This is a genomic window from Janthinobacterium sp. FW305-129, assembly GCF_020858115.1.
Lineage (GTDB): Bacteria > Pseudomonadota > Gammaproteobacteria > Burkholderiales > Burkholderiaceae_D > Janthinobacterium.
Map to the genome: position 1 here is coordinate 248,866 of NZ_JACYMM010000006.1, position 24,257 is coordinate 273,122.

Sequence of the window (24,257 nt, forward strand, 5' to 3'; positions counted from 1 at the left end):
GGCTTAGTCCGCCGTCTCGAAACCTTCGAGCACATTGACGACATTGATGCCGATTTCCTTGACCGCATAGCCGCCTTCGAGGATGAAGGCGGTGGGCAGGTTCAGATGCGCGAGGCGTTCGCCCACGCGCAGGTAGTCGCCGCTTTGCAGCGAGAAATGCGACAGCGGGTCGCCCACGAAGGTGTCGACACCGAGCGACACCACCAGCGCGTCGGGCGCGTACATCTTGATGCGCAGGCAAGCCGTCTCCAGCGCGGCGAACCAGCTGGCCGTGGTGGTGCCGGCCGGCAGCGGCAGATTGACGTTGTAGCCGAGCCCCGCGCCGCTTCCCGTCTCGTCGGCGTGGCCCAGATAAAACGGGTATTCGCTGCGCGGATCGGCGTGGATGGAGGCGAACAGCACGTCGTCGCGTCCGTAAAAGATGCTTTGCGTGCCGTTGCCGTGGTGGTAATCGATGTCGAGGATGGCGACCTTGCGCGCGCCGTCGTCGAGCAGATGCTGCGCGGCCAGGGCCGCGTTGTTGAGAAAACAGTAGCCGCCGAAGAAATCGCTGCCCGCATGGTGGCCCGGCGGGCGCGTCAGGGCAAACGTGGCCCGCTCGCCCAGGCGCAGCGCATGGGCCGCATTGACGGCGCAGTCGGCGCCCGTCTTGGCCGCCGTCCATGTGCCGGCCGTCAGCGGCGTGCCGTTGTCCATCGAGTACAGGCCCAGCTTGGCCGTGAAGTCGTCCGGTTCGATGTCGCTGCGCAAGGTGCGCACGGGCCACACGGATGGCAAGGCATCCTTGCTGGCGTTATCCGGGTCGAGTGCCAGCCAGTCGTGCCAGGCGTGGCGCAGGAAATGCAGGTAGCGCGGCGTGTGGATGCGTTCCAGCGACGTCAGCGGCACGCCGTGCGGCGTGACGATGCGGCCCAGGTTGCGCCGTCCCAGTTCGGCCACCACCATGTCGGCCCGCTCCGGCGCCTCGAAGCAGGGCACCATGGCGCCGCGAAACCATTCGAAGCGGCCCCGGTGCTGGCCGTGCAATTCATTATAGAAGGTCAGCATCGGGGCGTTTTGCGCAAGGTCAGGTGTGCGAGCACAAGGTGCTGGCGCGGTAGGCGGCGACGAAGTCGTCGAAGCTGCCGGCGGGCGCCGCTTCCATGGCGCGCTGCTCGGCCAGAGAGCTTTCCGCCAGCTGGTCGAAATACGCGCTTTGCCCGGGTGTGGGCGGATGCGCGCGGAACCAGGCGGCGTGGCGTTCGCTCTGGCGCAGGCCGAAGGCGGCAAACGAGCCGCCGTTGGCGCGCAGCTCGGCCAAGACCTTCGCCGAGGGCGTCGCGTCCGGGTCGGCCAGTTTACGGGCTTGCGCCGCCAGGCTGTCCGCATGCTGCGTGCCGCCCTGGCGCGCGTCGAGCAAGGCCGCCACGGGCGCGATACGCGCCAGCAATTCCTCGCCCCACGCCTGCAGGGTGATCTCTTCGCCGTCGCGGCGCAGGCTCAAGCCCGGCTTGCGGCCTTCTTTGACGGTGCGGGCGAAATTGTGCGTGTAGCAGGCGCTTTGCTCGGCGGAAATAGGCGCGCTGTCGTCGAGCGCGCAGAACAGCAGGAAGGCGTCGAGGAAGCGGCCTGTTTCCAGGCTGATGCCGACCGGTTCGAACGGGTCGACATCCATGCAGCGCACTTCGATGTATTGCACGCCGCGCAGGCACAGGGCCTGGATGGGGCGCTCGCCCGTGCGGATCACGCGTTTCGGGCGGATGGTCGAATAGTACTCATTTTCGATCTGCAGCACATTGGTGGACAATTGTATCCACTCGCCATCCTTCTTCGTGCCCAGCGCCGCGTACGGCGGATACGGGTCGTTGACGGCGTGCGTCAGGGCGTTGACGTAATCATCGAGGCTGTTTTCGTGCGGACGCAGGCCGGACTGGGCATCGTTCTGGTAGCCGAGGTCGCTCATGCGCAGGCTGGTGGCGTACGGCAGGAACAGGGTGTCGTCGGACAAGGTGTCGAGCTTGTGCGCGCGGCCGCGCAGGAAGCCGGCGGACAGGGCTGGCGAAGCGCCGAACAGGTACATCAAGAGCCAGCTGTAGCGGCGGAAATTGCGGATCGTCGCCAGGTAGCTTTCCGACTGCACGTCTTTCGGCGTGGCGGTTGCGTGCGCCGGGCTGGCGCTGGTGCCCGGATGGCTGGCCAGCACTTGCCACAGCTGCTCGTCGAGCGAATAGTTGTAATGGATGCCGGCGATGCATTGCATGGCTTTACCGTAGCGCAAGGCCAGGCCGCGCCGGTAGACGTGCTTGAGCATGCCCATGTTCGACGTGCCGTAGTTGGCGATCTCGATATCTTCCTCGGGCGGCAGCTGGCAAGGCATCGACTGGCTCCACAGCAACTCGTCGCCGAGGCGGCTGTAGGCATGGCGGTGCACGGTATCGAGCTTGTCGAGCGTGACGGCGATGTCGGTTTCGGCCGGGGTGATGAATTCGAGCAGCGCTTCGGCGTAGTCGGTGGTGATTTCAGGGTGCGTCAGCGCCGAGCCCAGGGCGGCGGGGTGGGGCGTGGAAGCCAGATGGCCGGCATGGTCGACGCGCAGGGTTTCACGCTCGATGCCGCGCAAGCCGCCCAGCAGCGCGCGGTTGGCATCTTCGGTCAGCAATGCCAGGCGGCGAGTCAACAGGTTGGGCAATTTGAGCTTCCTTTCTTGTGCAGCATATAAATAATTTGTGCTGAGATTAACCGAATTTTGGCAAATGCGTCGGCGCCGGCCCAAAAAACGCCGCGTCGCCAGCGTCCGCCCCGGGCAAGGGGGGCGGCGCTTCGGTCAGGAATTCGCTTGATATTTTAACAAACTGCGGGGGGATCTGGCGCGCCGCCGGGTCAAGCTTTGCGCAGATGGCGCGGTCAGCCCAGGCGGGCGCCGCTGACTCTTTCGATGCCGGCCAGGTCGCGCCAGCTTTGCACTTTGTTGTAGCCGGCAGCGGCCAGCAGCTCGCGCACCTGGGCCGCCTGGTCATAGCCGTGTTCCATCAGCAGCCAGGCGCCCGTCGCCAGGTGGCGCGCGGCGCCGGCAACGATGGTGCGCAGGGCCGACAGGCCATCCGCATGGTCGGTCAGCGCGCCGGCCGGTTCGAAGCGCAGGTCGCCCTCGGCCAGGTGGCGGTCGCCGCTGGCGATGTAGGGGGGATTCGAGACGATCAGGTCGAATTTTTCCGTGCCCAGCGCCTCGAACCAGTCGCTGGCCATGAAGGTGATGTTGACGCCGTTGGCGCTGGCATTGCGGCGCGCCACGGCCAGCGCCGCGCTGCTCACGTCCAGGGCCGTGACGACGGCGTCCGGCCGCGTGTAGGCCAGGGCGACGGCGATGGCGCCGCTGCCTGTGCCCATGTCGAGCACCCGGCCGCCGGGCGGCAGGCGCTCGAGCGCCAGTTCCACCAGCACTTCCGTGTCGGGGCGGGGGATCAGCACGGCATCGTTGACTTCAAAGGGCAAGCCGAAGAATTCGCGCTGGCCGACGATGTAGGCGATCGGCTCGCCTTGCAGGCGGCGCGCCAGCAAGACTGACAAACGCTCGGCCTCAGCGGCAGTGAGCACACGCTCCGATTGCGTGATCAGCGAGACGCGCGACAGGCCCAGCGCGTGGCCCAGCAGGATGCGGTTGTCGAGCGGATCGAGCAGCGGACGGATTTGCAGGGCGCCGACAGTGCTGCCGGCGGGTATCAGTGTTTCTGGCATGAATAGTCTATTATTTCTTGCGGCGCAGCAGTGTCCACAGCAGGCCTACGGTAAAAATGGCAAACCAGATGAACGCCCATTGCGGGATGGACAGGCCGAAAAACGGCTCGCCGGCATTTTCGCAGGCGCCATACGATTCAAACATGAAGGGTATGAGTTCGGCCGTGAAAATCTTGTTCAGCGCCGTTTCCACCGGGTCGATGCCGCACGAGAAGCCGGGGTTGGCCAGCACGTACAAATGCTTGGCGCCCACGCCCAGGCCGCCCAGGGCCGCCAGCACGCCGATGCCGGCGCCGATTTTCGGGCGGTTGGCGGCGGCGCCCGCCAGGCAGGCGATGCCGATGGCGAGGAACAGGTAGCGCTGGATCACGCACAGCGGGCACGGCGCCATGTTCATGGCATGCTGCAAATACATGGCCACACCCAGCATCAGGAAACACAGGGCGGCGATCGACAGGAGGACGGTGCGTGAATTTTTCATGGGCGACACGGTGAGGTGGATGGAATCGAGCTGGTCATTTTCGCACAAGGGCCGATTTTTATTGCTTAGCCGCTACTTAAACCCTTGATCTGGCTGGGCGCTTTAAAAAGTGTTCAGGGCAAGGCGCAGCGCCGCAGGCAGTACGAATGTACGGCCAGGCGATGCAACGCCGCCATGGACGCTTTTTAATCGCCCAGCGCGGCAAGCAGCTCCGCCTGGTGCTCCGCCGCCAAGGCATTCGTCAGTTCCGTCAAATCCCCATCCATGATGAAATCCAGTTTATATAACGTCAGGTTGATGCGGTGGTCCGTCAGGCGGCCTTGCGGGAAGTTATACGTGCGGATGCGCTCGCTGCGGTCGCCCGAGCCGATCAGGCTCTTGCGCGTGGCCGCTTCCTTCGACTGCTGTTCGCGCAATTGCACGTCCTTGATGCGCGCGGCCAGCACTTTCATCGCCTGCGCCTTGTTCTTGTGCTGGCTGCGGTCATCCTGGCATTCGACGACGATGCCGGTCGGCAAGTGGGTGATGCGCACGGCCGAATCCGTCTTGTTGATGTGCTGTCCGCCCGCGCCCGAGGCGCGGTAGGTGTCGATGCGCAGGTCGGCCGGGTTGATGTTGACGTCTTCCACTTCGTCCGCTTCCGGCATCACGGCCACCGTGCAGGCGGAGGTGTGGATGCGGCCCTGCGTTTCCGTGGCCGGCACGCGCTGCACGCGGTGGCCGCCCGACTCGAATTTCAGCTTCGAATACGCGCCATTGCCGACGATACGCACGATCACCTCGCGGTAGCCGCCCAGGTCGGAGTCCGACGACGACACGAGTTCCACCTGCCAGCGGTTGCGCTCGGCAAAGCGCGTGTACATGCGCAACAAATCGCCGGCGAACAGGGCCGATTCGTCGCCGCCCGTGCCCGCACGAATTTCCAGGAAGATATTGCGCTCGTCGTTGACATCCTTCGGCAGCAGCATGGTCTGCAGTTCGCGCTCGAGCTGCGCCATGGTGGCCTTGGCTGCCTCGATCTCTTCCTGGGCGAATTCCTTCATGTCCGGGTCGGACAGCATCTCTTGCGCTGTCGCAATATCGTTGCCCGCTTCCTGGTAGGAACGGTACAGGGCCACCAGCGGGCCCAGTTCGGCGTGCTCGCGCGTCATCTTGCGGTAGCTGTCCATGTTCGACGTGGCGTCCGGGTGCATCAGCAGTTCGTCGAGTTCGACCAGGCGATTCGCCAGTTGATCGAGTTTGGCCAGCATGGATGGTTTCATAGCGATTCGCGGTAAAAAGAGTGTAGGGATGATGCAGGCCCGGCAGGCGGGCAGGGGGCGGCCGCGCGGGCGGCCAGCGGGGCTGCGCTAACGGCGGGGGCGGAACAGTTTCGGCAGCAGGGTGACCAGCTGCTTGCGCTCGTCGCCTTGCGCATGGTGCAGCGCCTGCTGCGGGCCGTGCAGGAACTTGGCCGTCAAGCCTTTCGACAGCGCTTCGAGCACGGCGTCGATGTCGGCACCCTTGGCCAGCATCTTGCGCGCCCGTTCCACTTCCATCAGGCGCAACGATTCGCTGTTTTCATGCAAATGCTGGATGACGGGCACCATGGCGCGGTCGTCGACCCAGCTCATGAACGATTGTACGCGCGTCTCGATGATGGCCTCGGCTTGCGCCACGGCCGCTTGCCGGCTTTCCAGGCCCGTCTGCACGACTTTGCCCAGGTCATCGACCGTGTACAGGAAGACGTCGTTCAAACGGCCCACTTCCGCCTCGATGTCGCGCGGCACGGCCAGGTCGACCATGAACATGGGCTTGTGGCGGCGCGCCTTGATGGCGCGCTCGACCAGGCCCAGGCCCAGCAGCGGCAAGGACGATGCCGTGCACGAGATGACGATGTCGAACTGGTGCAGCTTTTCCGGCAGGTCGGCCAGGCGGATGGCCGTGCCGTTGAAGCGGTGCGCGAGTTCCTCGCCGCGCTCCATGGTGCGGTTGGCAATCGTGATGCTTTTCGGATTTTGTGCGGCAAAGTGGGTGGCGCACAGTTCGATCATTTCGCCGGCGCCGATGAACAGCACATTCTGTTCGGCGATCTTGTCGAAGATGCGTTGCGACAGGCGCACGGCAGCGGCCGCCATGGACACGCTGTGGGCGCCGATTTCCGTGCTGCTGCGCACTTCCTTGGCCACCGAAAAGCTGCGCTGGAACAACTGGTGCAGATACGTGCCCAGTCCGCCCGCCTCGTCGGCCGTGCGGATGGCGTCCTTGATCTGCCCCAGGATCTGCGTTTCGCCCAGCACCATCGAATCGAGCCCGGAGGCGACGCGGAAGGTGTGGCGCACGGCATCGTGCTGCGGCAGCATATATAAGTGGGGGCGCAGCTCGCTGTAGTTGAGCTTGTGGTAGTCGGCCAGGAAATGCGCGCCCGCGTCGAGCGGGTTCGGCACATGGCTGGCCGCATACAGTTCCGTGCGGTTGCAGGTCGAGAGGATGGCCGCTTCGTCGTTGTCGCGCAGATCGATGCGCTGGAACCAGGTACGCGCCGCCATCACCGCCGAACCCAGATGCTCAGGCGCAAACGCCAGCTGTTCGCGGAGCGACACTGGGGCGGTGGTATGGTTGAGACCGACGGCGAGCAGTTGCATTTCAGGGCTGTTGGGATGACTTATGCCGACATTATAACGCTTTGTGCCCGCGCTTTGAGCAGGTCAGCCGTTTGCCGCCGTTCAGCCGCCCAGTTTTTCCAGACGGTAACCATAACTGTAGACGGGCACGAGGCGGTAGCCGTGTTCCGGTTTCAGCTGCAGCTTGTTGCGCACGCGCGAAACGTGGGTATCCATGGTGCGCGAGGGCAGGGCCGTGTCGCGTTGCCACACGGCTTCGTGGATGTAGGCGCGCGACAGGGGGCGGCCCAGGTTGCGGAAAAACAGCAGCGCCAGGGCGAATTCCTTGTGCGTCACGTCCAGCACTTCGCCATCCTTCAGCAGCCGGCCGGGGCGGGTTTCAAATGTGTAATGACCGAATTGCAAGTTCTCGGCGCCATTCTGGGCCGGGTAGGCCACGCGCAGCAGCGCCTGGGTGCGCAAGGTCAGTTCGCTGCGCCGCAGGGGCTTGATCATGTAGTCGTCGGCCCCAGCCGTCATGCCCGCCACCACGTCGTCCTCGCCGGAACTGTTGGTCATAAACAACACGGGCGCCTTGGGCGCCAGTTTTTCCCGGGCACGGCGCAAGACTTCGGCGCCGTCCAGATCGCTCACATGCCAGTCGAGGATGAGCATGTCGCAACTGTCCTTGCGCAATTGCCCCAGCATTTCCTTGCCACTCTGAAACTCGTGGCAAGCGTGGCCGGCGGCGGTGAGCACCTGGCAGATCAGTTCTGCCTGGCTATGGTCGCTATCGAGTACGGCAATTCGCATAATGGGCTGGAGTGTGTAGCAACAAACAGACGGTCTGCTCTGCTTATCGTAATGTTAAGGAATGCTCAAGTGAAATATAACAGAGATTGCAACTGTGTCCAGTGAAATCGGCAGCGCAGGCCTTTACGTTACACTTGTTCATCTACCCCCTACCAGCGGAGAAGCGGCCATGCCAGACAAGAGCACTACCGATTGGACCCTGATACCGGCCAGTCATGCGGAAATCGAGCAAGTGCGTGAACGTTGCCGGCGCCTGGTGCAGCGGCGCGCCATGATGTCGGCCGGCGCCTCGGCCATTCCCATTCCCGGCATCGACCTGATGTCGGATGTCGGCCTGTTTTCCATGCTGATCAACGATATCAACCACGAATTCGGCCTCACGCCCGAGCAGATCGAGCGCCTGAACCCGCAGTTCAAGATGATGGCCTACCGCGCGGCGGTGGGCATGGGCGGCATGCTGGTGGGAAAGTTGGTGTCGCGCGAACTGATCCTCCACCTGCTCAAGCGCAGTGGCGTCAAGATTGCCACCAAGCAGGTGGCGCGCTTCGTGCCGTTCGCCGGCCAGGCGGTGGCGGCAGCCATCGGCTACGCCGTATTCCGCCAGATCGGCAACCAGCACGTGAACGCCTGCGCCGCGGTGGCGCAGGAATTGCTCACGGTGAGGCCGGAGTAGGTCTTACGCGTCCGGCAGCACCACGTTGACGTCGAGCACCTCCAGGTTGCCCTGGCGGTCCAGCGAGATCTTGATGTCGTCGGCATTCACCTTGGTGTACTTGGAAATGACGGCGATCAATTCCTTGTGCAGGGCGGGCAGGAAGTCCGGACCATCGCGTCCGCTGCGTTCGCGGGCGATGATGATCTGCAGGCGTTCCTTGGCCGCGGTGGCCGTCTTCGGCTTGGGGGGGAACAGGAAAGAAAGCAAGGCCATATCACTTCGCCCCAAAAATGCGCTGGAGTAATCCAGGCTTTTCATAGTTGGTAAAGCGCAACTCGACCTCTTCGCCGAGGAAACGCGAGACCACGTCTTCATAGGCTTGCGCCACGTCCGTGCCCGTGAAATGGATGGCCGGGTTGCCCTGGTTCGAGGCGGCCAGCACTTGTTCCGATTCCGGAATGATGCCCACCAGCGGGATGCGCAGGATTTCCTGCACGTCCTGGTAGGACAGCATTTCATCCGATTCCACGCGTTTCGGCGAGTAGCGGGTGATCAGCAGATGTTCCTTGACGGGCTCGCCGCCCGTCTGCGCGCGGCGCGACTTGGCTTGCAGGATGCCCAGGATGCGGTCCGAATCGCGCACCGACGACACTTCCGGGTTGGTGACGATGATGGCTTCGTCGGCAAACGTCAGCGCCATCAGCGCGCCATGCTCGATGCCGGCCGGCGAATCGCAGATGATGAACTCGAAACCCATGTTGATCAGGTCGTTCAACACGCGTTCCACGCCTTCTTCCGACAAGGCATCCTTGTCGCGCGTCTGCGACGCGGGCAGGATGAACAGGTTGTCGCAGTGCTTGTCCTTGATCAAGGCCTGGTTCAGGGTCGCTTCTTTATTGATCACATTGATCAGGTCGTAGACGACGCGGCGCTCGCAACCCATGATCAGGTCGAGGTTGCGCAGGCCCACGTCGAAGTCGAGCACGGCTGTCTTGTGGCCGCGCATGGCCAGGCCAGTGGAAAAACTGGCGCTAGAGGTCGTCTTGCCGACACCGCCCTTGCCGGACGTCACAACAATAATTCTTGCCACAAATAATCCTTTTCAGATATCTCTTGAATTGTGCAGCTTAAGAGCGGTTCACGGGAGTGACCGGATTGACAGAGTGTATATCGATTCTGTCTCCAGCCAAACGAATTTGCGCGGGTCCGCGCGCCATTTCCGGGGGGAAACCATCCTCGAACGTGCGGTACACGCCGGCGATCGAGACCAGTTCCGGTTCCATGGCCAGCGCGAAGATGCGCGCCTGGGGATTGCCCGAGGCGCCGGCCAGCGCGCGGCCGTACAGCGAGGAATACACGTGGATGCTGCCGTCGGCGATGATTTCGGCGCCATTGTTGACGACGGCGGTGATGATCAGGTCGCAGCCGCGCGCGTAAATGCGCTGGCCGGCACGCACGGGCGTGTCGATCACCATCACTTGCGCTTCGGCGCCCGACTGGGCGGCGGCCGTGGCGGAATCCTTGGGGCCATCCTTGGGCGGCGCATCGTCGCGCGTCTTGCCGCTGTCGAGGCTCAGGCCTTGCGCCAGGATGGCGTCATGCATGTCGGCGGGCGCATTGCGTACGGCCACGGCATTCAAACGGTATTTTTTCAGCAGGGCCACGAGGCCGGCCCAGTCGATGGGCGTGCTGCCAGGCGGCAAATCGGCCACGTCCAGCACGGCCAGGTCGTCCTCGAAAAAATCGGCCACGCCCCCCGTCATGTCGCGCAAGGCGGCATCGAGTGCCTGCGTATCGGCGCTATGCATGATGGCGGAAACGGCAACGACGGTGGAAATCTTGATTTCGATAGGCTTCTGCGACGGGCTTTTGGACATAAACATTTATCAAAGTGAAACTGCGGCAGGCCAGATGTTCCGTACGGCAACAATGGGAGCAGTAAATTTCTTGCATTCTACTGCAAAAAAATCAGCATCAGGGGCCTGGAGTGTGCTATTCCGCAGGGCAACACCTACTTCAGGTCAAAAAAAACGGGCGGCGCCCCGGAAAACCGGTGCGCCGCCCCGAAAGCAGCCCAACATGCGCCCTGACGGCGCTGTTCCTGGCTCAAGCCGCGCGCATCTGGCGCGCCGCCGCCACCATATTTTTCAGGGCCACCTCCGTTTCCGCCCAGCCCCGCGTCTTCAAGCCGCAGTCCGGGTTCACCCATAAATTGGCTGACGGAATGACCGCGCTGGCTTTTTGCAGCAATTTCACCATGTCGACGGTCGTGGGGATGCGCGGCGAGTGGATGTCGTACACGCCGGGGCCGATTTCGTTCGGATACTGGAACTGGCCAAAGCCCGTCAGCAGCTGCATGTCCGAGCGGCTCGTTTCTATCGTGATGACGTCCGCATCCATGGCGGCGATCTGCGGCAGGATGTCGTTGAACTCGGCGTAGCACATGTGGGTGTGGATCTGCGTCGTGTCCTTGACCACGGAAGCGGCGATGCGGAAGGCGCGCGTGGCCCAGTCCAGGCAGGCATCCCACTGGCCGCGGCGCAGCGGCAAGCCTTCGCGGATGGCCGGCTCGTCGATCTGGATGATGCCGATGCCTGCCGTTTCCAGGTCTTGCACTTCATCGCGCATGGCCAGGGCGATCTGCAGCGCCGTCGTGGCGCGCGGCTGGTCGTCGCGCGCGAACGACCATTGCAAGAGCGTGACGGGCCCCGTCAGCATGCCTTTCATGGGTTTATCCGTCAGGCTTTGCGCGTGCACCGTCCATGCGACGGTCATGGCGGCCGGGCGCTGCACGTCACCGTAGATGACGGGCGGCTTGACGCAGCGCGAGCCGTACGATTGCACCCAGCCGTGGCGCGTGAAGGCGAACCCGTCGAGCTGCTCGCCGAAATATTCGACCATGTCCTTGCGTTCCGCTTCGCCATGCACGAGCACGTCCAGGCCCAGCGCTTCCTGGCGCACCACGGCGTGGGCGATTTCGGCGCGCATCTGCCGTTCATACTCGTCCACGGCCAGTTCGCCCCGTTGATGGCTGGCGCGGGCGGCGCGGATGGCCGCCGTCTGCGGGAAGGAGCCGATGGTCGTCGTGGGAAAGTCGGGCAGGCGCAGGCGCGCGCACTGCATGGCCTGGCGCTGCGGGAAGCCGGAATCGCGGCGGTCGACGGTGGGCGACAGCGTCTGCAGGCGCTGCGCGACCGCCGCACGGTGCACGCGGGGGCTGGCGCGGCGGCTGGCGATGGCCCGGCGGGACCTCGCCAGCGCGGTATCGTCGGGATGGCCTTCCAGCGCACCTTTCAGCAGCGCAAGTTCCGTGAGTTTTTCCGTGGCAAACGCCAGCCAGCTCTTGATGTCGCCATCGAGGTCCGTCTCCGCTTCCAGGCTGAACGGCACGTGCAGCAAGGAGCACGACGGCGCCAGCCACAGCTGGCCGTTGCGTTTGGCCGCCAGCGGCTGCAGCACGGCCAGGGCCGCGTCGAGGTCGGTGCGCCAGATATTGCGCCCGTCGACGATGCCGACCGACAAGACTTTATGCGCGGGCAGCCAGTCCGTCACACTGGTCAGTTCATGCGGCGCGCGGATGCCGTCCACGTGCAGGCCGGCCACGGGCAGGCGGCACGTCAGGCTGAGGTTTTCTTCCAGCGGCGAGAAATACGTGGCCAGCAGGATATTCACGCCCACCTGGTTCAGCTGCCAGTAGGCGCTTTCGAAGGCGCTGCGCCAGGCATTGGGCAAGTCCAGGCCCAGGATCGGTTCGTCGAGCTGCACCCAGGCCACGCCTTGTTGTTTCAGGCGGTCGAGCAGGGCGCCGTAGACGGGCAGCAACTGTTCCAGCAGGGCCAGGCGCTCGAAGCCCGGCGTCTTTTCCTTGCCCAGCCACAGGAAGGTGAGGGGGCCGATCAGGGCCGCCTTGACCTCGTGGCCCAGCGCCTGTGCCTCGGCCACTTCCGCCAGCAGGCGCTCGCAGGCCAAAGAAAATTGCGTCTGCGGCGATAATTCGGGCACCAGGTAATGGTAATTGGTGTCAAACCACTTGGTCATTTCCAGCGCGGCTGTGCCTGCGGCGTGTTCATGGTGCGCGTGGCCGCAGCCGGCATGCGCGGCGTGCGCGTCCGCGCCGCGTGCCATGGTGAAATAGCGCGCCAGCGGCGATTGCTCCGGCGTAAAGTTGAAACGCGCCGGTTCGCAGCCCAGCAGCTGTATATGGCTGGCTACCTGGTCGTAGAAGGCGAAGTCGCCCACGGTGACGCAGGCCAGGCCCGCGTCCCTTTGCAGGGCCCAGTGGCGCGCCCGCAGTTGCCGGCCCGTCGCTTCCAGGGCCGCCTCGGAGACTTCGCCGCGCCAGTGGCTTTCCAGCGCCCGTTTCAGCTCGCGCGCGGCGCCGATACGGGGAAAGCCAAGGATGTGGGTACGAATGGTCATGATGTCATCGAGATTTAATGTGAATGCGCTAGAGTGTGCGGCAACTTGGTCTATAATCAAAACGAAACATTTTGCCGAATAACATGAAAATAATTCACGTACAGACGTCATTTCCCCGATGCTAGAAATCCGCCACCTGCGCACCCTGAGTGCCCTGCGTTCCTCCGGCAGCCTGGTGCGCGCCGCGCAACTGCTCAACCTGACCCAGTCGGCGCTGTCGCACCAGATCCGTTTGCTGGAAGAGCGCTACAAGGCGCCCCTGTTCGAGCGCAAGTCGATGCCGATCGCGTTTACGGCCACGGGCAGCCGGCTGCTGGAGCTGGCCGACAAGCTGCTGCCCGAGATCGAGCTGGCCGAGCGCGACGTGGCGCGTTTGTCGCAGGGCGACAAGGGGCAGCTGCGCGTGGCGCTCGAATGCCATACCTGTTTCGACTGGCTCATGCCCGTGATGGATGCGTTCCGCCAGCGCTGGCCGGAAGTGGAGATCGATCTTGTCTCCGGCTTTCACAGCGAACCGGCGGACTTGCTGCGCTCGGGCGAGGCGGATCTGGTCATTGGCTCGCCGTACGGCCCCGATTTCACCGTGTTTCCCCTGTTCCGCTTTGAAATGCTGGTGGTGATGGCGCAGAAGCACCGGCTGCAGGCGCAGCGCCGCCTCGCGGCGAGCGATTTTACGGGCGAGACCCTGATCACCTATCCCGTGCCGGAAGAGCGCATCGACCTGATCCGCGAAGTGCTGCGGCCGGCCGGGATCCAGTTTGAACGCCGCACGGCGGAATTGACGGTGGCCGTGCTGCAGCTGGTGGCGAGCCGGCGCGGCATCGCCGCCTTGCCGAACTGGGCCATCAAGAATTACGTCGATTACGATTATGTGGTGGCGCGCCCGGTGGGCGAGCACGGCTTGTGGAGCGACCTGTACGTGTCCGTGCCGGAACCGTTGCAGGACAAGGCGTATGTGCGCGATTTCGTCAGCGTGATACGCGAACAGTGCGCGGCCTCGCTCGACGGTATCAAGTTGTTGTCCTGATCAACGTTGAATTGGAAACAAACCAACAGCAAAGCTTGATAAATATCAAGGTTCAGCAATGAACCACCGCTTACAGTTGAGTACTGTGCGGCGCAACATGGCGTCGCCTACTCTTTGGGGAGGAACGACATGTTTTCATTTTCCGAACAATGGGCACTGGCCGGCAAGGCCGTGGTGGAAGCACAATTGATCGCTGCGCAAGCGTATGCCCAGGCCGCCGTCGACAGCGGTGCCAGCGTGCTGGACTTGCAGATCGATGCGGCCCGCACGGCGCTGGCTGCCGCTACGGTAGCGGGCAATCAGCTGTTGTCCGTGAAGGACCCGCAAGCGCTGCTGCAACTGTCGCGCACGCAGTCGCAACTGGCCATCGAACGCATCGGTGCTTATGGCCGCCAGGCAAAGGATGTTGCTCAAGAAACCCAGGAGAAATTCGACACTGTGACAAAGGGTGAGTTTGCTGCATCGCGTCAAAAATTTGGCGAGCTGTTGCAGGTGGTAAAGCAAACGCCCGTGCCCCTGATTATTCCCTTCAATAATTTTCTAAAAACCACTTTCGGCGGCGCCGATGAAGGGTATGATAAAAATAAAAACACGCGTCCTGCGCGCCAGGCGTAAGCGTTTTGCGGCCCGGCAGCGGCTATCCGCCGCGCCAGGTTGCCCGCCGCCACCGCAAGCAGGCTGTCATCGCCGCCGCCAGCGGTGCGGCGCTGGAACTGCGGCGCATGCCGCGCTAGAATGAAACGCAGCTTGCTGTGTCTTCCCGGATTCACTGGATTCCAATTGGATTCTATTAGCACCTTGACCTTGGCCCTCGTGGCCAGCATATCGGAGAAATAAATGGATGATGTCGTAATCGTGGCCGCCGGCCGTACCGCAGTCGGCAAATTCGGTGGCAGTCTGGCCAAGATTCCTGCGTCCGAACTGGGCGCGCATGTAATCAAGGGCTTGCTGGCACAAACCGGCATCGACCCGAACCTGATCGGCGAAGCGATCCTGGGCCAGGTGCTGACGGCTGCCGTCGGCCAGAACGCCGCGCGCCAGGCCGTCATCAAGGCTGGCTTGCCCAGCTCCATCCCGGCCTTCACCATCAACAAGGTCTGCGGCAGCGGCCTGAAGGCCACGCACCTGGCGGCGCAAGCGATCAAGTGCGGCGACGCCAACATCATCATCGCCGGTGGCCAGGAAAACATGAGCGCGTCGCCGCACGCGATGAACGGCTCGCGCGACGGTTTCCGCATGGGCGACTTCAAGATGATCGACACCATGATCGTCGACGGCCTGTGGGACGTGTACAACCAGTACCACATGGGCATCACGGCGGAAAACGTCGCCAAGAAATACGAAGTGACGCGCGCCGAACAGGATGAATTCGCGCTGCAGTCGCAACTGAAGGCGGAAGCGGCGCAAAAGGCGGGCAAGTTCAAGGATGAAATCCTGCCGCTGGAAATCGCCAACAAAAAAGGCACCGTCGTCTTCGACAGCGACGAATACATCAAGCCCGGTTCGACCCTGGAATCGCTGGCCGGCCTGCGCCCCGCGTTCGCCAAGGATGGCACCGTCACGGCCGGCAATGCTTCCGGCCTGAACGATGGCGCCGCCGCCGTCATCATGATGTCCGCTTCGCAAGCGAAGGAACTGGGCTTGAAGCCGCTGGCACGCATCAAGGCCTACGCCTCGTCGGGCCTGGACCCGGCCGTCATGGGCATGGGCCCCGTCTCCGCTTCGCGCCTGTGCCTGAAGAAGGCCGGCTGGACGCATGAAGAGCTGGACTTGATGGAAATCAATGAAGCGTTTGCCGCGCAAGCGATTGCCGTCAACAAGGAAATGGGCTGGGATACCAGCAAGATCAACGTGAACGGCGGCGCGATCGCCATCGGCCACCCGATCGGCGCCTCGGGCGCGCGCATCCTGGTCACCCTGATCCACGAAATGATCCGCCGCGACGCCAAGAAAGGCCTGGCCGCGCTGTGCATCGGCGGCGGCATGGGCGTCGCCCTCGCAATTGAGCGTGATTAATCGCTGACACCGGACTTGGGCCGTTACGCGCAATGCGTGGCGGCCTGGTACGGTGCGGTACGCCGCCGTCATGCGGCAGTTTTGGATCGCTGTATTTAAATAATTAACTTTTTGGCAATAGAACGACACTGAGGGGATGAAAAATGGCAAGAGTTGCATTGGTAACTGGTGGCATGGGCGGTCTGGGCGAAGCGGTGTGTTTCAAGCTGGCGGCGCTCGGCTATCGCGTGGTGACCACATATTCCCCAGGCAATCCGAAGGTCGCTGACTGGCTGGCGACGACGAAGGACATGGGCTATGACTTCAAGGCGTATCCGTGCGACGTGGCCGACTACGATTCGGCAGCGGCCTGCGTGGCGGCCGTGGAAGCGGAAATCGGTCCTGTCGACGTGCTGGTGAATAACGCCGGCATCACGCGCGACATGACGTTCAAGAAGATGGACAAGCCGAACTGGGATGCCGTGATAGGCACCAACCTTGATTCCGTGTTCAACATGACCAAGCCCGTCTGCGACGGCATGGTGGAACGCGGCTGGGGCCGTATCATCAATATCTCGTCCGTGAATGGCCAGAAGGGTGCCTTCGGCCAGACCAACTATTCGGCCGCGAAAGCCGGCATGCACGGTTTCACCAAGTCGCTGGCGCTGGAAGTGGCGCGCAAGAACGTCACCGTCAACACCATCTCGCCAGGCTACATCGGCACCAAGATGGTCATGGCGATTCCGCAGGAAGTGCTCGACAGCAAAATCATCCCGCAAATTCCGATGGCGCGCCTGGGCAAGCCGGAAGAAGTGGCTGGCCTGGTCGCCTACCTGGCTTCCGATGAAGCCGCGTTCGTCACGGGCGCGAATATCTCGATCAACGGCGGCCAGCACATGTCGTAATCGTTGTTGAGGTAAAACAAAAAGACAGCTGCGGCTGTCTTTTTTTTTGCTTGCAAGCAAAACAAGGAGATCGCCGGATTTGCCTTAGAATCAGTATTTCTCCACTGCATCATCTCCATGACCCTAGTTCCCGCCTTGCGCCGCGCCAGCGTGGCCGCCATTCTCTTCCTGGGCGTCAGCGCGGCCCAGGCCAGCGTCGCGTTCCACGTTACGGTGGTTACCGAGCGCGTCAACCAGCCCGGCGTGAAAACCAGCCTGCCCGCGCGCGATATTCAGGACAGCGATGTCGTGCTGGGTCTCCATTACCTGAGCGTGCGCGATGGCAAGAGCTTGTCCGTGCTCGACTTTGCCACGCGCCGCCGCCACGTCATCGATACGGCGGCGTCCACCTACGATACGTATTCGCTGTTCGACGTGGCGGGCTTTCGCCGTTTCGAGATAGAACACCGCAAGGGCATGGCCGGCGCGCTTGAGGCTGGCGGCTTGCAAGCCCACGTCACGCCGCCCGTGTACGAGGAGCAATCGCTGTCCGTGCTCGCTGGCAAGCGGCATGGCGCGCTCGTGCCTCAAGTACTCGACGGCGCCGTGCTGTGGTCGCTTGACGGGCAGCCCCTGCTGCGCCTGGGCATCGCCGGCAGTCCCGTCAGCGGCGACGACGCGACGGCGTTTGCCCAGTTCCTGCGTTACACCTGGGGCGGCCACCCGCTGGTGCTGAAGATGCTGGCCGACGGCAAGCGCATTCCCGCCACCTTCACCTTGCACTACCAGGAGGTGGGCGGCACGGTGACGCGGCAGTTCCGCATCAGCGCCATGACGGCGGGCGCACCGGCCACCTACACCTTGTCCGCCTACCGGCCCCGTCCGCTGGCGGCCGATGCGTCCCCGCTCGAGCGCGTGCTGGCGCAGGCGGCGCTGTTGCCGCGGCCGGGACCCCAGGCCCACCCTGCGCTGCGGGCCGAAGCGGAAAAACTCTTTGCCGCAGACCAGCCTTTTGACGCTTTCCTGACCATGCTGGAAGATCATTTTTCCACGGGCGAACTGGTCGACAAGCTGTCGCCCCAGCAGATACTGGCCATGCAGGAATGCCAGCCCATCCATGATTTGACGCGGGGATTGCTGGCCAAGGATCAGGACGGTATCGCGGCCGCGCTGGCCAGTGTGCAGGAATTGAGAAAGCAAACGGGGCTGGAGCAGCCCGTCTTGGCCTTGTTTGAGGGGAATTTGCGCGCCAAGCTGGGGCAATGGCCGGCAGCGACGGCCTTGTATCTGCAAGTGCTGCAGGCCAGGCCGCGGATGGCGGCCGTGTACCAGGACCTGGGCGACGCCTTGCTGGCGCAATTCGATGCGGCCAATGCCTGGCGCAGCTGGGATGCGGGGCGGGCCATGGCGCCGGCCCTGCGGCAATTTCGCAAGGTCAACGACCTGGAACGCAGCCTGCTGCGCGATTACCCCGCCTTCTTTGCCGGCGGCGCGCCGCCGCTGACAGTTCAGCCCAGCACCAGCCGTCCGGCCAGCAGCACGAAGACGGTGGGCAGCACGAACTTGCCGTAAGGCGAAGGTTTGCCGCGCAGGCGGCGCGCCAGGCGTGCGGCCAGCACGGCGTACAGGGCATCGAACAGCAAGCCCACCAGCACCAGGATGGCGCCCAGGCGCAGGTATTGCATGCCGACCTGCTCGCTACCGGTGACGAATTGCGGCAGGAACATGCTGCAAAACAGCAGTGCCTTCGGATTGAGCAGATTCGTCAGGAAGCCGCGCACCAGGCTGGCGCGGGCGCCGTGCGCCGTGGCGGGGGCGGCCGCTTCCTGCGCCGTTTTGGTGGACAGGGCCGACTGCAGCAGGCGCAGCGCCAGGTACAGCAGATAGGCGGCACCCGCCCATTTGACCCACTGCAAGGCTTGCGGATGCGTCACCATCAGCGCCGCCAGGCCCGCGCCCGACAGCGCCACGTGCACGGCGCGCGCGCCGGCGATGCCCAGCGCCGTCACCAGCGCCGTGGCCACGCCGCGCGCGGCGCCCGTCGCCAGCACCAGCGCCATGTCGGGGCCCGGTAATAAAAAGGCGCCGGCCAGTGCCAGCAGGTACATCAGGAAGGTAGAATCGGACATGGCGCAGTTCGGTCACAGGCAAGAGTAAGGGCGGGAGCAACGGCAGCTTGCCGCATGCTCGCCGGGCCTCATTATGTTCTTGTCGTGATGAAATGTGCTTGCTTTTCCTGCCCTGCATGCCCTAGTATTCGGGTAGATTCCACTCCTATAAAAACAAAAATTAGATGAAAATTTCAGAAGTTAGCCTCGACGCCACCGATTTGCAGATACTCAGGCTGTTGCAGGATGAAGGACGGCTGTCCAACGCGCGCCTGGCCGAGCGCTTGAAGCTGAGCGAAACCCCCGTCTGGCGCCGCCTGCGGCGCCTGGAAGACGAGGGTTTTATTACCGGCTACCAGGCTTTGCTCAACCGCAAGAAGCTGGGCATCGGCCTGGTGGCCTTCGTGCGCGTGGTGTTTGCCAACCATGGCGGCGAGCAGCCGTCGCAGTTCGAGCAAGCCATCGCGACCATTCCCGAGATATTGTCCTGCCACAATGTAGCAGGCGAAGCCGATTATTTCCTGCAAGTGGTGGCGCGCGACCTGGAAGCGTATGGCGAATTCGTCTCGACCGTGCTGCGCCGCCTGCCCGGCGTGGCGGAAATCCAGTCCAGCCTGTCGATGCGCGAAATCAAGTCGTCGAACCGCCTGCCCCTGCTGCTGGCCTGAGCCGGCGGGGGCGCACTATAATTGGAACAGTTGCCAGGAATCGTGCCTGGCGCCCTGACCGCCATTCCAAGGACCGCCATGCCCGATTCTTTGTCCCCCCTGTTTCCCGCCCTGACGCCGAACCGGCACGGCATGCTGGCCGTCGATGACGTGCACACCATTTATTGGGAAGAGTGCGGCAACCCCGACGGCATTCCCGTGCTGTTCCTGCATGGCGGCCCGGGCGCGGGCCTGTCGCCGCAGCACCGCCGCTTCTTCGATCCGCAGCGCTACCGCGTGATCCTGTTCGACCAGCGCGGCGCCGGCAAGTCCACGCCGCTGGGCGAGTGGCGCAACAACACGACGCAGCTGCTGATCGAGGACATCGAAACGCTGCGCATCCGGTTCGGCATCGCCCAATGGCTGGTGTTTGGCGGTTCCTGGGGCTCGACCCTGGCGCTGGCGTATGGCCAGGCGCATCCGGCAGCCTGCCTCGGCTTCGTGCTGCGCGGCATCTTTTTGTGCACGCAGGCGGAAATCGACTGGTTCATCGAAGGCGTGCGCTGGTTTTATCCGGACCTGTACGAGGAATTCGCCGCCCCCATTCCGGCAGAGGAACGGGGCGACCTGCTGGCGGCCTACGTGCAACGCATTCTCAGCAGCGACCCCGCCGTGTACTGGCCCGCGGCGCGCGCCTGGAGCCGCTTCGAGGGCCGCCGCGTGTACCTGATGCCGCAACCGGAAGATGCGCCGAACGATGCGCTGGATCTGGGCGTGGGCCGGCTCGAATCGCATTACATGGCCAACCTCGGTTTCATGGAGGAAGACCAGCTGATCCGCAACATGGGGCGCATCGCGCATTTGCCGGCCGTTATCGTGCAGGGACGCTACGACGCCATCTGCCCGCCACTGTCGGCCTACCGTTTGCAGCAAGCCTGGCCTGGTTCCCAGCTTGAAATGATTCCCGACGCGGGCCATGGCGCGCTCGAGCACGGCATCGCTTCGGCGCTGGTGCGCGCCACCGAGCGCTTCGTGCCGGGGCGCGGCTTCGCATGACCTTGCAACGCGCCGGTTGGCAAAGCAGCCAGCCGGCGTGCGCCACCTGCTACACTATGGCCTGTGCTGGCGCCACGGTCGGGCGCCGGTGTGAACCCACGACTTTTTATCCATGAACATACAGATCGGCGACATCGGCCATATCATCCAGCTGGCGATTGCGCCGGTTTTCCTGTTGACCGGTATCGGTACCATGCTGGTGGTGCTGACCAACCGCCTGGGCCGCATCATCGACCGCACGCGCGTGCTGGAAGACCGGCTCGACATCGGCTACAACGATTTCTATATGGATGAGCTAGATACCCTGTATCAGCGTACCCATCTGATCAATTACTCGATTTCGCTCAGCACGGCGTGCGGTTTCTTCGTCTGCGTCATCATCGCCATGCTGTTTTTGGGCGATATTCTGAACCTGACCCTGGATAAATACATCGCGGCCTTCTTTGTGCTGGCCGTGATTTGCCTGATCGGCTGTTTTATTTATTTACTGCGCGAAATTTACCTGGCTGCCAGGGCCCAGCGCATCCGGCGCCATATCCGCCCGCCCCGCTAGGCGGCGCGCCGGTTTACCCTACTATTGAAGAACGAGTCCCGTATGCACGATTACAAACGTCCCCCCACCCTGCACCGCTACGGCCAGCGCAGCGAACTCGAGCTGGCCTTGAGCCTGGGCCAGTTCCGCCTGATGCCCGTGGGCAATTGTTTGACCCTGAGCTTTTCGCAAGTGTGGGACAAGCAACTGTTCGACCTGTTCGCCCCGGCCGACGCTTGTTTGATCATCCACAATACGGAAGAATTCGGCGAACGCCTGCACCGCGCCGTGCAGCGCACCTTGCCCAGCTGGGCAGGCATCGATGGCCTGGTCGAATACGGCCAGCGCGCCGCGCTGGGCGCCGCCTTCACCAAGACGCGCGCCGAAGCGTTTGAGCAGGAATGGCTGTTCGCCTGGCGCTCGATGCAGCCGCAAGCGAGCCTGAACCCCGTCACGGTGAAGCTGGGCAGCCTGGAAAACTTCGCGGAAATCCGCGACCGCGATACGTATTTAGCCTGATTTATCCGGATTTATCGGCGTACTGGCTGTCGATGCGGGTGAGCACGGCCGCCATCATGCGCTCGATATCGCCGCGTATCATGGTCGTGCCCAGCATGCCGGGCACATAGAAGCCCGGCATCAGCCGGCTGGAAAAGACGATGCGCGTGCCGCCCGTCTCGGGCACGGGATACAGATTCCAGCGCGATTCGTAATGCCGCATGTCGCCCGAGATCAGGGCGATGTCGATGGCCGTCAACGGCGTTTCCGTGGCCCGCACCACCAGGTGGATGGGGTGGTTCATGAACAGGAAGCGCGCCATGCCCTGCTGTTCGATGATGACTTCATTGCCGTTGCGCGACAGCACGCGGCAGGAACTGAGGTCGGGCACGAATTCGCTCATGCGCTCGTAGGTGGTCAGGGTCTTCCAGACGGACGCCGGCGGCGCCTGCACGCTGCCGCTGGCATCGACTTCATACATGCGCTGCCCGTCGACCTCGATGCGCTTGACGTCGACCTTCAGCTTGTCCAGGCGTGGCGCCTGCGCCAGCGCGGTCGCGGGGACGGCGCACAGCATCAGCAGGCAGAGGAAGAGTCGCGTCATGCCACCTAGCCTACGGGAAACTCGCGCCCGGCACAAGCTGTACCCATCGCCAGCCTGTGCGACCAGCAATTTAGAACTCCCGGTCTAGAGAAAGTCGCTGCGGCGAGCGGCAATGCTTGTTACCGTACGGCCTGCAACCACCTTACCGGACCGATCACCATGACTGCCTATCCCCATCTGCTGGCCCCGCTCGACCTGGGTTTTACCTCTTTGCGCAACCGCGTCATCATGGGGTCCATGCACACGGGCCTGGAAGATCGTTTTTATCATTATGGCAAGCTTGCCGCGTTTTACCGCGAACGGGCGCGCGGCGGCGTGGGACTGATCGTCACGGGCGGCATCTCGCCGAACCGGCAAGGCTGGCTGCTGCCGTTCGGCGGCACCTTGAATTTCCTCGGCGACGTGCCCAACCACCGCAAGGTGACGCGCGCCGTGCACGAGGAGGGCGGCAAGATCGTCATGCAGATCCTGCATGCGGGCCGCTATGGCTATCAGCCGTTCGTCGTCTCGGCGTCGGCAAAAAAGTCGCCGATTTCGCCGTTCCGCCCCCGTCCCTTGAGCGAGCGGGGCATTGAGCGCACCATCTGCGACTACGTGCGCTGCGCGCGCCTGGCGCAAAAGGCGGGCTACGACGGCATCGAAGTGATGGGCAGCGAAGGCTATCTGCTGAACCAGTTCCTGTGCGCGCGCACGAATCTGCGCCAGGACCGCTGGGGCGGCACGATCGGGAACCGCATGCGCCTGCCCGTGGACATCGTGCGCCGCATCCGCGCCGCCGTCGGCCCCAATTTCATCATCATGTACCGCCATTCCCTGCTCGACCTGGTTGAGGGCGGCAATACCTGGGACGATGTGGTGACGGTGGCCAAGGCCCTGGAGCAGGCGGGCGTGACCATTCTCAATACGGGCTTCGGCTGGCATGAAGCAAGAGTCCCCACCATCGTCACCTCGGTGCCGCGCGCCGCGTTCGCTTCCGTGGCGGGCCGGCTGCGCCGCGAAGTGTCCATTCCCGTGGTGGCGTCGAACCGCATCAACATGCCGCACGAAGCGAACGCCATCCTGGAGCGGGGCGACTGCGACCTGGTGTCGATGGCGCGCCCCTTCCTGGCCGATCCTGACTTTGTCGCCAAGGCGGCCGCGGGCCGCGCGGATGAAATCAACACCTGCATCGGCTGCAACCAGGCCTGCCTCGACCACACGTTCGCCAACAAGCGCGCCAGCTGCCTGGTCAACCCGCGCGCCTGCCATGAAACGGAACTGGTCTATGCGAAAAAAGCCGTGCCGCGCCGCGTGGCCGTCGTCGGCGCCGGGCCTGCCGGCCTGTCGGCCGCCACCGTGGCCGCCGAATGCGGGCACGAGGTGACCCTGTTCGACAGCAGCGACAGCGTGGGCGGCCAGTTCAAGGTGGCCATGCAAATTCCCGGCAAGGAAGAATTTACGGAAACCATCCGTTATTTTGCCCGCCGCATCGCCTTGTCGAATATCAAGCTGCGCCTGGGCCAGCGCGTCACGCGCGAGCAGTTGCTGGCCGGCGGCTACGACGACGTCATCGTCGCCACCGGCATCAAGGTGCGCCTGCCGGCCATTCCCGGCATCGACCATCCGACGGTGCTGTCCTACCTGGACGTGCTGCAATCCAGGAAGCCCGTGGGCGCGCGCGTGGCCATCATCGGCGCGGGCGGCATCGGCTTCGACGTGGGCGAGTATTTGCTGCACGACCCGGCGCACCCGCTGCCCCAGCCCGTAGCGACGTGGGCGGGCGAGTGGGGCGTGGACTTGAACGCGGCGACGGGCGGCGGCCTGGTGCCACCCGCCGCACCGCATCCCGTGCGGCAGATTTTCTTGTTGCAGCGCAAGACGTCGAAAGTGGGCGCGGGCCTGGGCAAGACCTCGGGCTGGGTGCACCGCGCGGCGCTGGCGAGAAATGGCGTGGCCATGCTGGCCGGCGTCACCTACGACAGGATCGACGGGCAGGGCTTGCACATCACCGTGGGCGGCGAGCAGCGTCTGCTGGCGGTGGACAACATCGTCATTTGCGCGGGCCAGGACAGCTTGACGGAACTCATGCCGCCCGTCGGCAAGGATGGCAAACCGCTTGCGTCGGGCGGCCCCCGCTTCCATAAAATCGGCGGCGCCGCGCTGGCGGCGGAGCTCGACGCCAAGCGGGCGATACGGGAAGGTGCCGAGTTGGCCGCCAGCCTGTAAAAAGAAAGCCTGCCGGCTGGGTAGCGGGCAGGCTTGC

24 protein-coding genes are annotated in these 24,257 nt (G+C 63.7%); 11 read left to right on the forward strand and 13 right to left on the reverse strand.

All coding sequences use genetic code 11. The features are described from left to right. Positions 1-3 precede the first annotated feature (3 nt). The 7 genes from IGS61_RS14275 to IGS61_RS14305 all read right to left on the reverse strand — a co-directional run bounded on the left by IGS61_RS14275 (position 4) and on the right by IGS61_RS14305 (position 7,590). Positions 4-1,047 carry a histone deacetylase family protein gene (locus IGS61_RS14275; RefSeq protein ID WP_230540174.1) on the reverse strand — a complete coding sequence of 348 codons (1,044 nt, stop codon included), beginning with the start codon at positions 1,045-1,047 and terminating at the stop codon, positions 4-6. 19 nt (positions 1,048-1,066) lie between these two features. Next, on the reverse strand, positions 1,067-2,668 hold the full coding sequence (gene gshA, locus IGS61_RS14280; protein WP_230540175.1) for a glutamate--cysteine ligase: 1,602 nt from the start codon (positions 2,666-2,668) through the stop codon (positions 1,067-1,069). Between the two features lie 215 nt (positions 2,669-2,883). Beyond that, on the reverse strand, positions 2,884-3,714 hold the full coding sequence (gene prmC / locus IGS61_RS14285; RefSeq protein WP_230540176.1) for a peptide chain release factor N(5)-glutamine methyltransferase: 831 nt from the start codon (positions 3,712-3,714) through the stop codon (positions 2,884-2,886). A 10-nt stretch (positions 3,715-3,724) separates the two neighbouring features. After that, entirely contained in the window at positions 3,725-4,195 is a 471-nt protein-coding gene (locus IGS61_RS14290) for a disulfide bond formation protein B (protein WP_230540317.1), read from the reverse strand. 185 nt (positions 4,196-4,380) lie between these two features. Further along, positions 4,381-5,457 (reverse strand): peptide chain release factor 1, encoded by a 1,077-nt coding sequence (gene prfA / locus IGS61_RS14295; protein ID WP_152257601.1) that lies wholly within the window; start codon positions 5,455-5,457, stop codon positions 4,381-4,383. A gap of 87 nt (positions 5,458-5,544) precedes the next feature. Continuing rightward, the gene (gene hemA / locus IGS61_RS14300) at positions 5,545-6,819 is read right to left on the reverse strand and encodes a glutamyl-tRNA reductase (protein ID WP_230540177.1); all 1,275 of its coding nucleotides are present in this window, start codon (positions 6,817-6,819) and stop codon (positions 5,545-5,547) included. A gap of 81 nt (positions 6,820-6,900) precedes the next feature. Next, positions 6,901-7,590 carry a response regulator transcription factor gene (locus IGS61_RS14305; protein WP_230540178.1) on the reverse strand — a complete coding sequence of 230 codons (690 nt, stop codon included), beginning with the start codon at positions 7,588-7,590 and terminating at the stop codon, positions 6,901-6,903. A gap of 169 nt (positions 7,591-7,759) precedes the next feature. On the opposite strand from IGS61_RS14305, the gene IGS61_RS14310 reads away from it, so the two are divergent. Then, entirely contained in the window at positions 7,760-8,263 is a 504-nt protein-coding gene (locus IGS61_RS14310; RefSeq protein WP_230540179.1) for a YcjF family protein, read from the forward strand. 3 nt (positions 8,264-8,266) lie between these two features. Here IGS61_RS14310 and minE read toward each other — a convergent pair whose 3' ends face one another. From minE to metE, 4 genes are all read right to left on the reverse strand, one after another. Next, positions 8,267-8,518 carry a cell division topological specificity factor MinE gene (gene minE, locus IGS61_RS14315; RefSeq protein ID WP_034752886.1) on the reverse strand — a complete coding sequence of 84 codons (252 nt, stop codon included), beginning with the start codon at positions 8,516-8,518 and terminating at the stop codon, positions 8,267-8,269. A 1-nt stretch (position 8,519) separates the two neighbouring features. Next, a complete protein-coding gene (minD, locus tag IGS61_RS14320; protein WP_034752889.1) occupies positions 8,520-9,335 on the reverse strand; it encodes a septum site-determining protein MinD in 816 nt (271 codons plus the stop codon). Positions 9,336-9,372: 37 nt separating this feature from the next. Next, on the reverse strand, positions 9,373-10,122 hold the full coding sequence (gene minC, locus IGS61_RS14325) for a septum site-determining protein MinC (protein ID WP_230540180.1): 750 nt from the start codon (positions 10,120-10,122) through the stop codon (positions 9,373-9,375). A 229-nt stretch (positions 10,123-10,351) separates the two neighbouring features. Next, positions 10,352-12,664 (reverse strand): 5-methyltetrahydropteroyltriglutamate--homocysteine S-methyltransferase, encoded by a 2,313-nt coding sequence (gene metE / locus IGS61_RS14330; protein WP_230540181.1) that lies wholly within the window; start codon positions 12,662-12,664, stop codon positions 10,352-10,354. 118 nt (positions 12,665-12,782) lie between these two features. Between metE and IGS61_RS14335 the strand changes: the two genes are divergently transcribed. The 5 genes from IGS61_RS14335 (at position 12,783) to IGS61_RS14355 (ending at position 18,142) form a co-directional block, all read left to right on the forward strand. Next, positions 12,783-13,691 (forward strand): LysR family transcriptional regulator, encoded by a 909-nt coding sequence (locus IGS61_RS14335; protein WP_230540182.1) that lies wholly within the window; start codon positions 12,783-12,785, stop codon positions 13,689-13,691. Between the two features lie 129 nt (positions 13,692-13,820). After that, positions 13,821-14,306, forward strand: coding sequence for a phasin family protein (locus tag IGS61_RS14340; protein ID WP_230540183.1), 486 nt, complete (start codon positions 13,821-13,823; stop codon positions 14,304-14,306). 222 nt (positions 14,307-14,528) lie between these two features. Further along, positions 14,529-15,707 carry an acetyl-CoA C-acetyltransferase gene (locus tag IGS61_RS14345; protein WP_034783723.1) on the forward strand — a complete coding sequence of 393 codons (1,179 nt, stop codon included), beginning with the start codon at positions 14,529-14,531 and terminating at the stop codon, positions 15,705-15,707. A 143-nt stretch (positions 15,708-15,850) separates the two neighbouring features. After that, a complete protein-coding gene (gene phbB / locus IGS61_RS14350; protein ID WP_230540184.1) occupies positions 15,851-16,591 on the forward strand; it encodes an acetoacetyl-CoA reductase in 741 nt (246 codons plus the stop codon). A gap of 117 nt (positions 16,592-16,708) precedes the next feature. Then, the gene (locus tag IGS61_RS14355; RefSeq protein WP_230540185.1) at positions 16,709-18,142 is read left to right on the forward strand and encodes a hypothetical protein; all 1,434 of its coding nucleotides are present in this window, start codon (positions 16,709-16,711) and stop codon (positions 18,140-18,142) included. Here the strand turns inward: IGS61_RS14355 and IGS61_RS14360 are convergent. Beyond that, positions 18,079-18,699, reverse strand: a complete 621-nt coding sequence (locus IGS61_RS14360) for a LysE family translocator (protein WP_230540186.1) — start codon at positions 18,697-18,699, stop codon at positions 18,079-18,081. The two genes, IGS61_RS14355 and IGS61_RS14360, sit on opposite strands and share 64 nt — an antisense overlap. A gap of 164 nt (positions 18,700-18,863) precedes the next feature. On the opposite strand from IGS61_RS14360, the gene IGS61_RS14365 reads away from it, so the two are divergent. From IGS61_RS14365 to IGS61_RS14380, 4 genes are all read left to right on the forward strand, one after another. Then, entirely contained in the window at positions 18,864-19,346 is a 483-nt protein-coding gene (locus IGS61_RS14365; RefSeq protein ID WP_076564899.1) for an Lrp/AsnC family transcriptional regulator, read from the forward strand. Between the two features lie 78 nt (positions 19,347-19,424). Continuing rightward, positions 19,425-20,381, forward strand: coding sequence for a prolyl aminopeptidase (gene pip / locus IGS61_RS14370; protein ID WP_230540187.1), 957 nt, complete (start codon positions 19,425-19,427; stop codon positions 20,379-20,381). Positions 20,382-20,493: 112 nt separating this feature from the next. Further along, positions 20,494-20,934 carry a DUF2721 domain-containing protein gene (locus IGS61_RS14375; RefSeq protein ID WP_101483434.1) on the forward strand — a complete coding sequence of 147 codons (441 nt, stop codon included), beginning with the start codon at positions 20,494-20,496 and terminating at the stop codon, positions 20,932-20,934. A 42-nt stretch (positions 20,935-20,976) separates the two neighbouring features. After that, on the forward strand, positions 20,977-21,432 hold the full coding sequence (locus IGS61_RS14380; RefSeq protein WP_230540188.1) for a hypothetical protein: 456 nt from the start codon (positions 20,977-20,979) through the stop codon (positions 21,430-21,432). Position 21,433: 1 nt separating this feature from the next. Here IGS61_RS14380 and IGS61_RS14385 read toward each other — a convergent pair whose 3' ends face one another. Continuing rightward, on the reverse strand, positions 21,434-22,015 hold the full coding sequence (locus IGS61_RS14385; protein WP_230540189.1) for an SRPBCC family protein: 582 nt from the start codon (positions 22,013-22,015) through the stop codon (positions 21,434-21,436). Between the two features lie 159 nt (positions 22,016-22,174). On the opposite strand from IGS61_RS14385, the gene IGS61_RS14390 reads away from it, so the two are divergent. Further along, complete coding sequence (locus IGS61_RS14390; RefSeq protein WP_230540190.1) at positions 22,175-24,220, forward strand: NADPH-dependent 2,4-dienoyl-CoA reductase; 2,046 nt, start codon at positions 22,175-22,177, stop codon at positions 24,218-24,220. The last annotated feature ends 37 nt before the right edge of the window (positions 24,221-24,257 follow it).

Bases quoted from the DNA above. Each gene is read 5' to 3' on its own strand.
- prfA (WP_152257601.1), bottom strand. From the start codon at position 5,457: ATGAAACCATCCATGCTGGCCAAACTCGATCAACTGGCGAATCGCCTG.
- IGS61_RS14275 (WP_230540174.1), bottom strand. From the start codon at position 1,047: ATGCTGACCTTCTATAATGAATTGCACGGCCAGCACCGGGGCCGCTTC.
- hemA (WP_230540177.1), bottom strand. From the start codon at position 6,819: ATGCAACTGCTCGCCGTCGGTCTCAACCATACCACCGCCCCAGTGTCG.
- IGS61_RS14365 (WP_076564899.1), top strand. From the start codon at position 18,864: ATGAAAATTTCAGAAGTTAGCCTCGACGCCACCGATTTGCAGATACTC.
- metE (WP_230540181.1), bottom strand. From the start codon at position 12,664: ATGACCATTCGTACCCACATCCTTGGCTTTCCCCGTATCGGCGCCGCG.
- IGS61_RS14375 (WP_101483434.1), top strand. From the start codon at position 20,494: ATGAACATACAGATCGGCGACATCGGCCATATCATCCAGCTGGCGATT.
- IGS61_RS14335 (WP_230540182.1), top strand. From the start codon at position 12,783: ATGCTAGAAATCCGCCACCTGCGCACCCTGAGTGCCCTGCGTTCCTCC.
- IGS61_RS14390 (WP_230540190.1), top strand. From the start codon at position 22,175: ATGACTGCCTATCCCCATCTGCTGGCCCCGCTCGACCTGGGTTTTACC.
- IGS61_RS14310 (WP_230540179.1), top strand. From the start codon at position 7,760: ATGCCAGACAAGAGCACTACCGATTGGACCCTGATACCGGCCAGTCAT.
- minC (WP_230540180.1), bottom strand. From the start codon at position 10,122: ATGTCCAAAAGCCCGTCGCAGAAGCCTATCGAAATCAAGATTTCCACC.
- prmC (WP_230540176.1), bottom strand. From the start codon at position 3,714: ATGCCAGAAACACTGATACCCGCCGGCAGCACTGTCGGCGCCCTGCAA.
- pip (WP_230540187.1), top strand. From the start codon at position 19,425: ATGCCCGATTCTTTGTCCCCCCTGTTTCCCGCCCTGACGCCGAACCGG.
- IGS61_RS14345 (WP_034783723.1), top strand. From the start codon at position 14,529: ATGGATGATGTCGTAATCGTGGCCGCCGGCCGTACCGCAGTCGGCAAA.
- IGS61_RS14355 (WP_230540185.1), top strand. From the start codon at position 16,709: ATGACCCTAGTTCCCGCCTTGCGCCGCGCCAGCGTGGCCGCCATTCTC.
- IGS61_RS14385 (WP_230540189.1), bottom strand. From the start codon at position 22,015: ATGACGCGACTCTTCCTCTGCCTGCTGATGCTGTGCGCCGTCCCCGCG.
- IGS61_RS14380 (WP_230540188.1), top strand. From the start codon at position 20,977: ATGCACGATTACAAACGTCCCCCCACCCTGCACCGCTACGGCCAGCGC.
- phbB (WP_230540184.1), top strand. From the start codon at position 15,851: ATGGCAAGAGTTGCATTGGTAACTGGTGGCATGGGCGGTCTGGGCGAA.
- IGS61_RS14290 (WP_230540317.1), bottom strand. From the start codon at position 4,195: ATGAAAAATTCACGCACCGTCCTCCTGTCGATCGCCGCCCTGTGTTTC.
- IGS61_RS14340 (WP_230540183.1), top strand. From the start codon at position 13,821: ATGTTTTCATTTTCCGAACAATGGGCACTGGCCGGCAAGGCCGTGGTG.
- IGS61_RS14360 (WP_230540186.1), bottom strand. From the start codon at position 18,699: ATGTCCGATTCTACCTTCCTGATGTACCTGCTGGCACTGGCCGGCGCC.
- IGS61_RS14305 (WP_230540178.1), bottom strand. From the start codon at position 7,590: ATGCGAATTGCCGTACTCGATAGCGACCATAGCCAGGCAGAACTGATC.
- minE (WP_034752886.1), bottom strand. From the start codon at position 8,518: ATGGCCTTGCTTTCTTTCCTGTTCCCCCCCAAGCCGAAGACGGCCACC.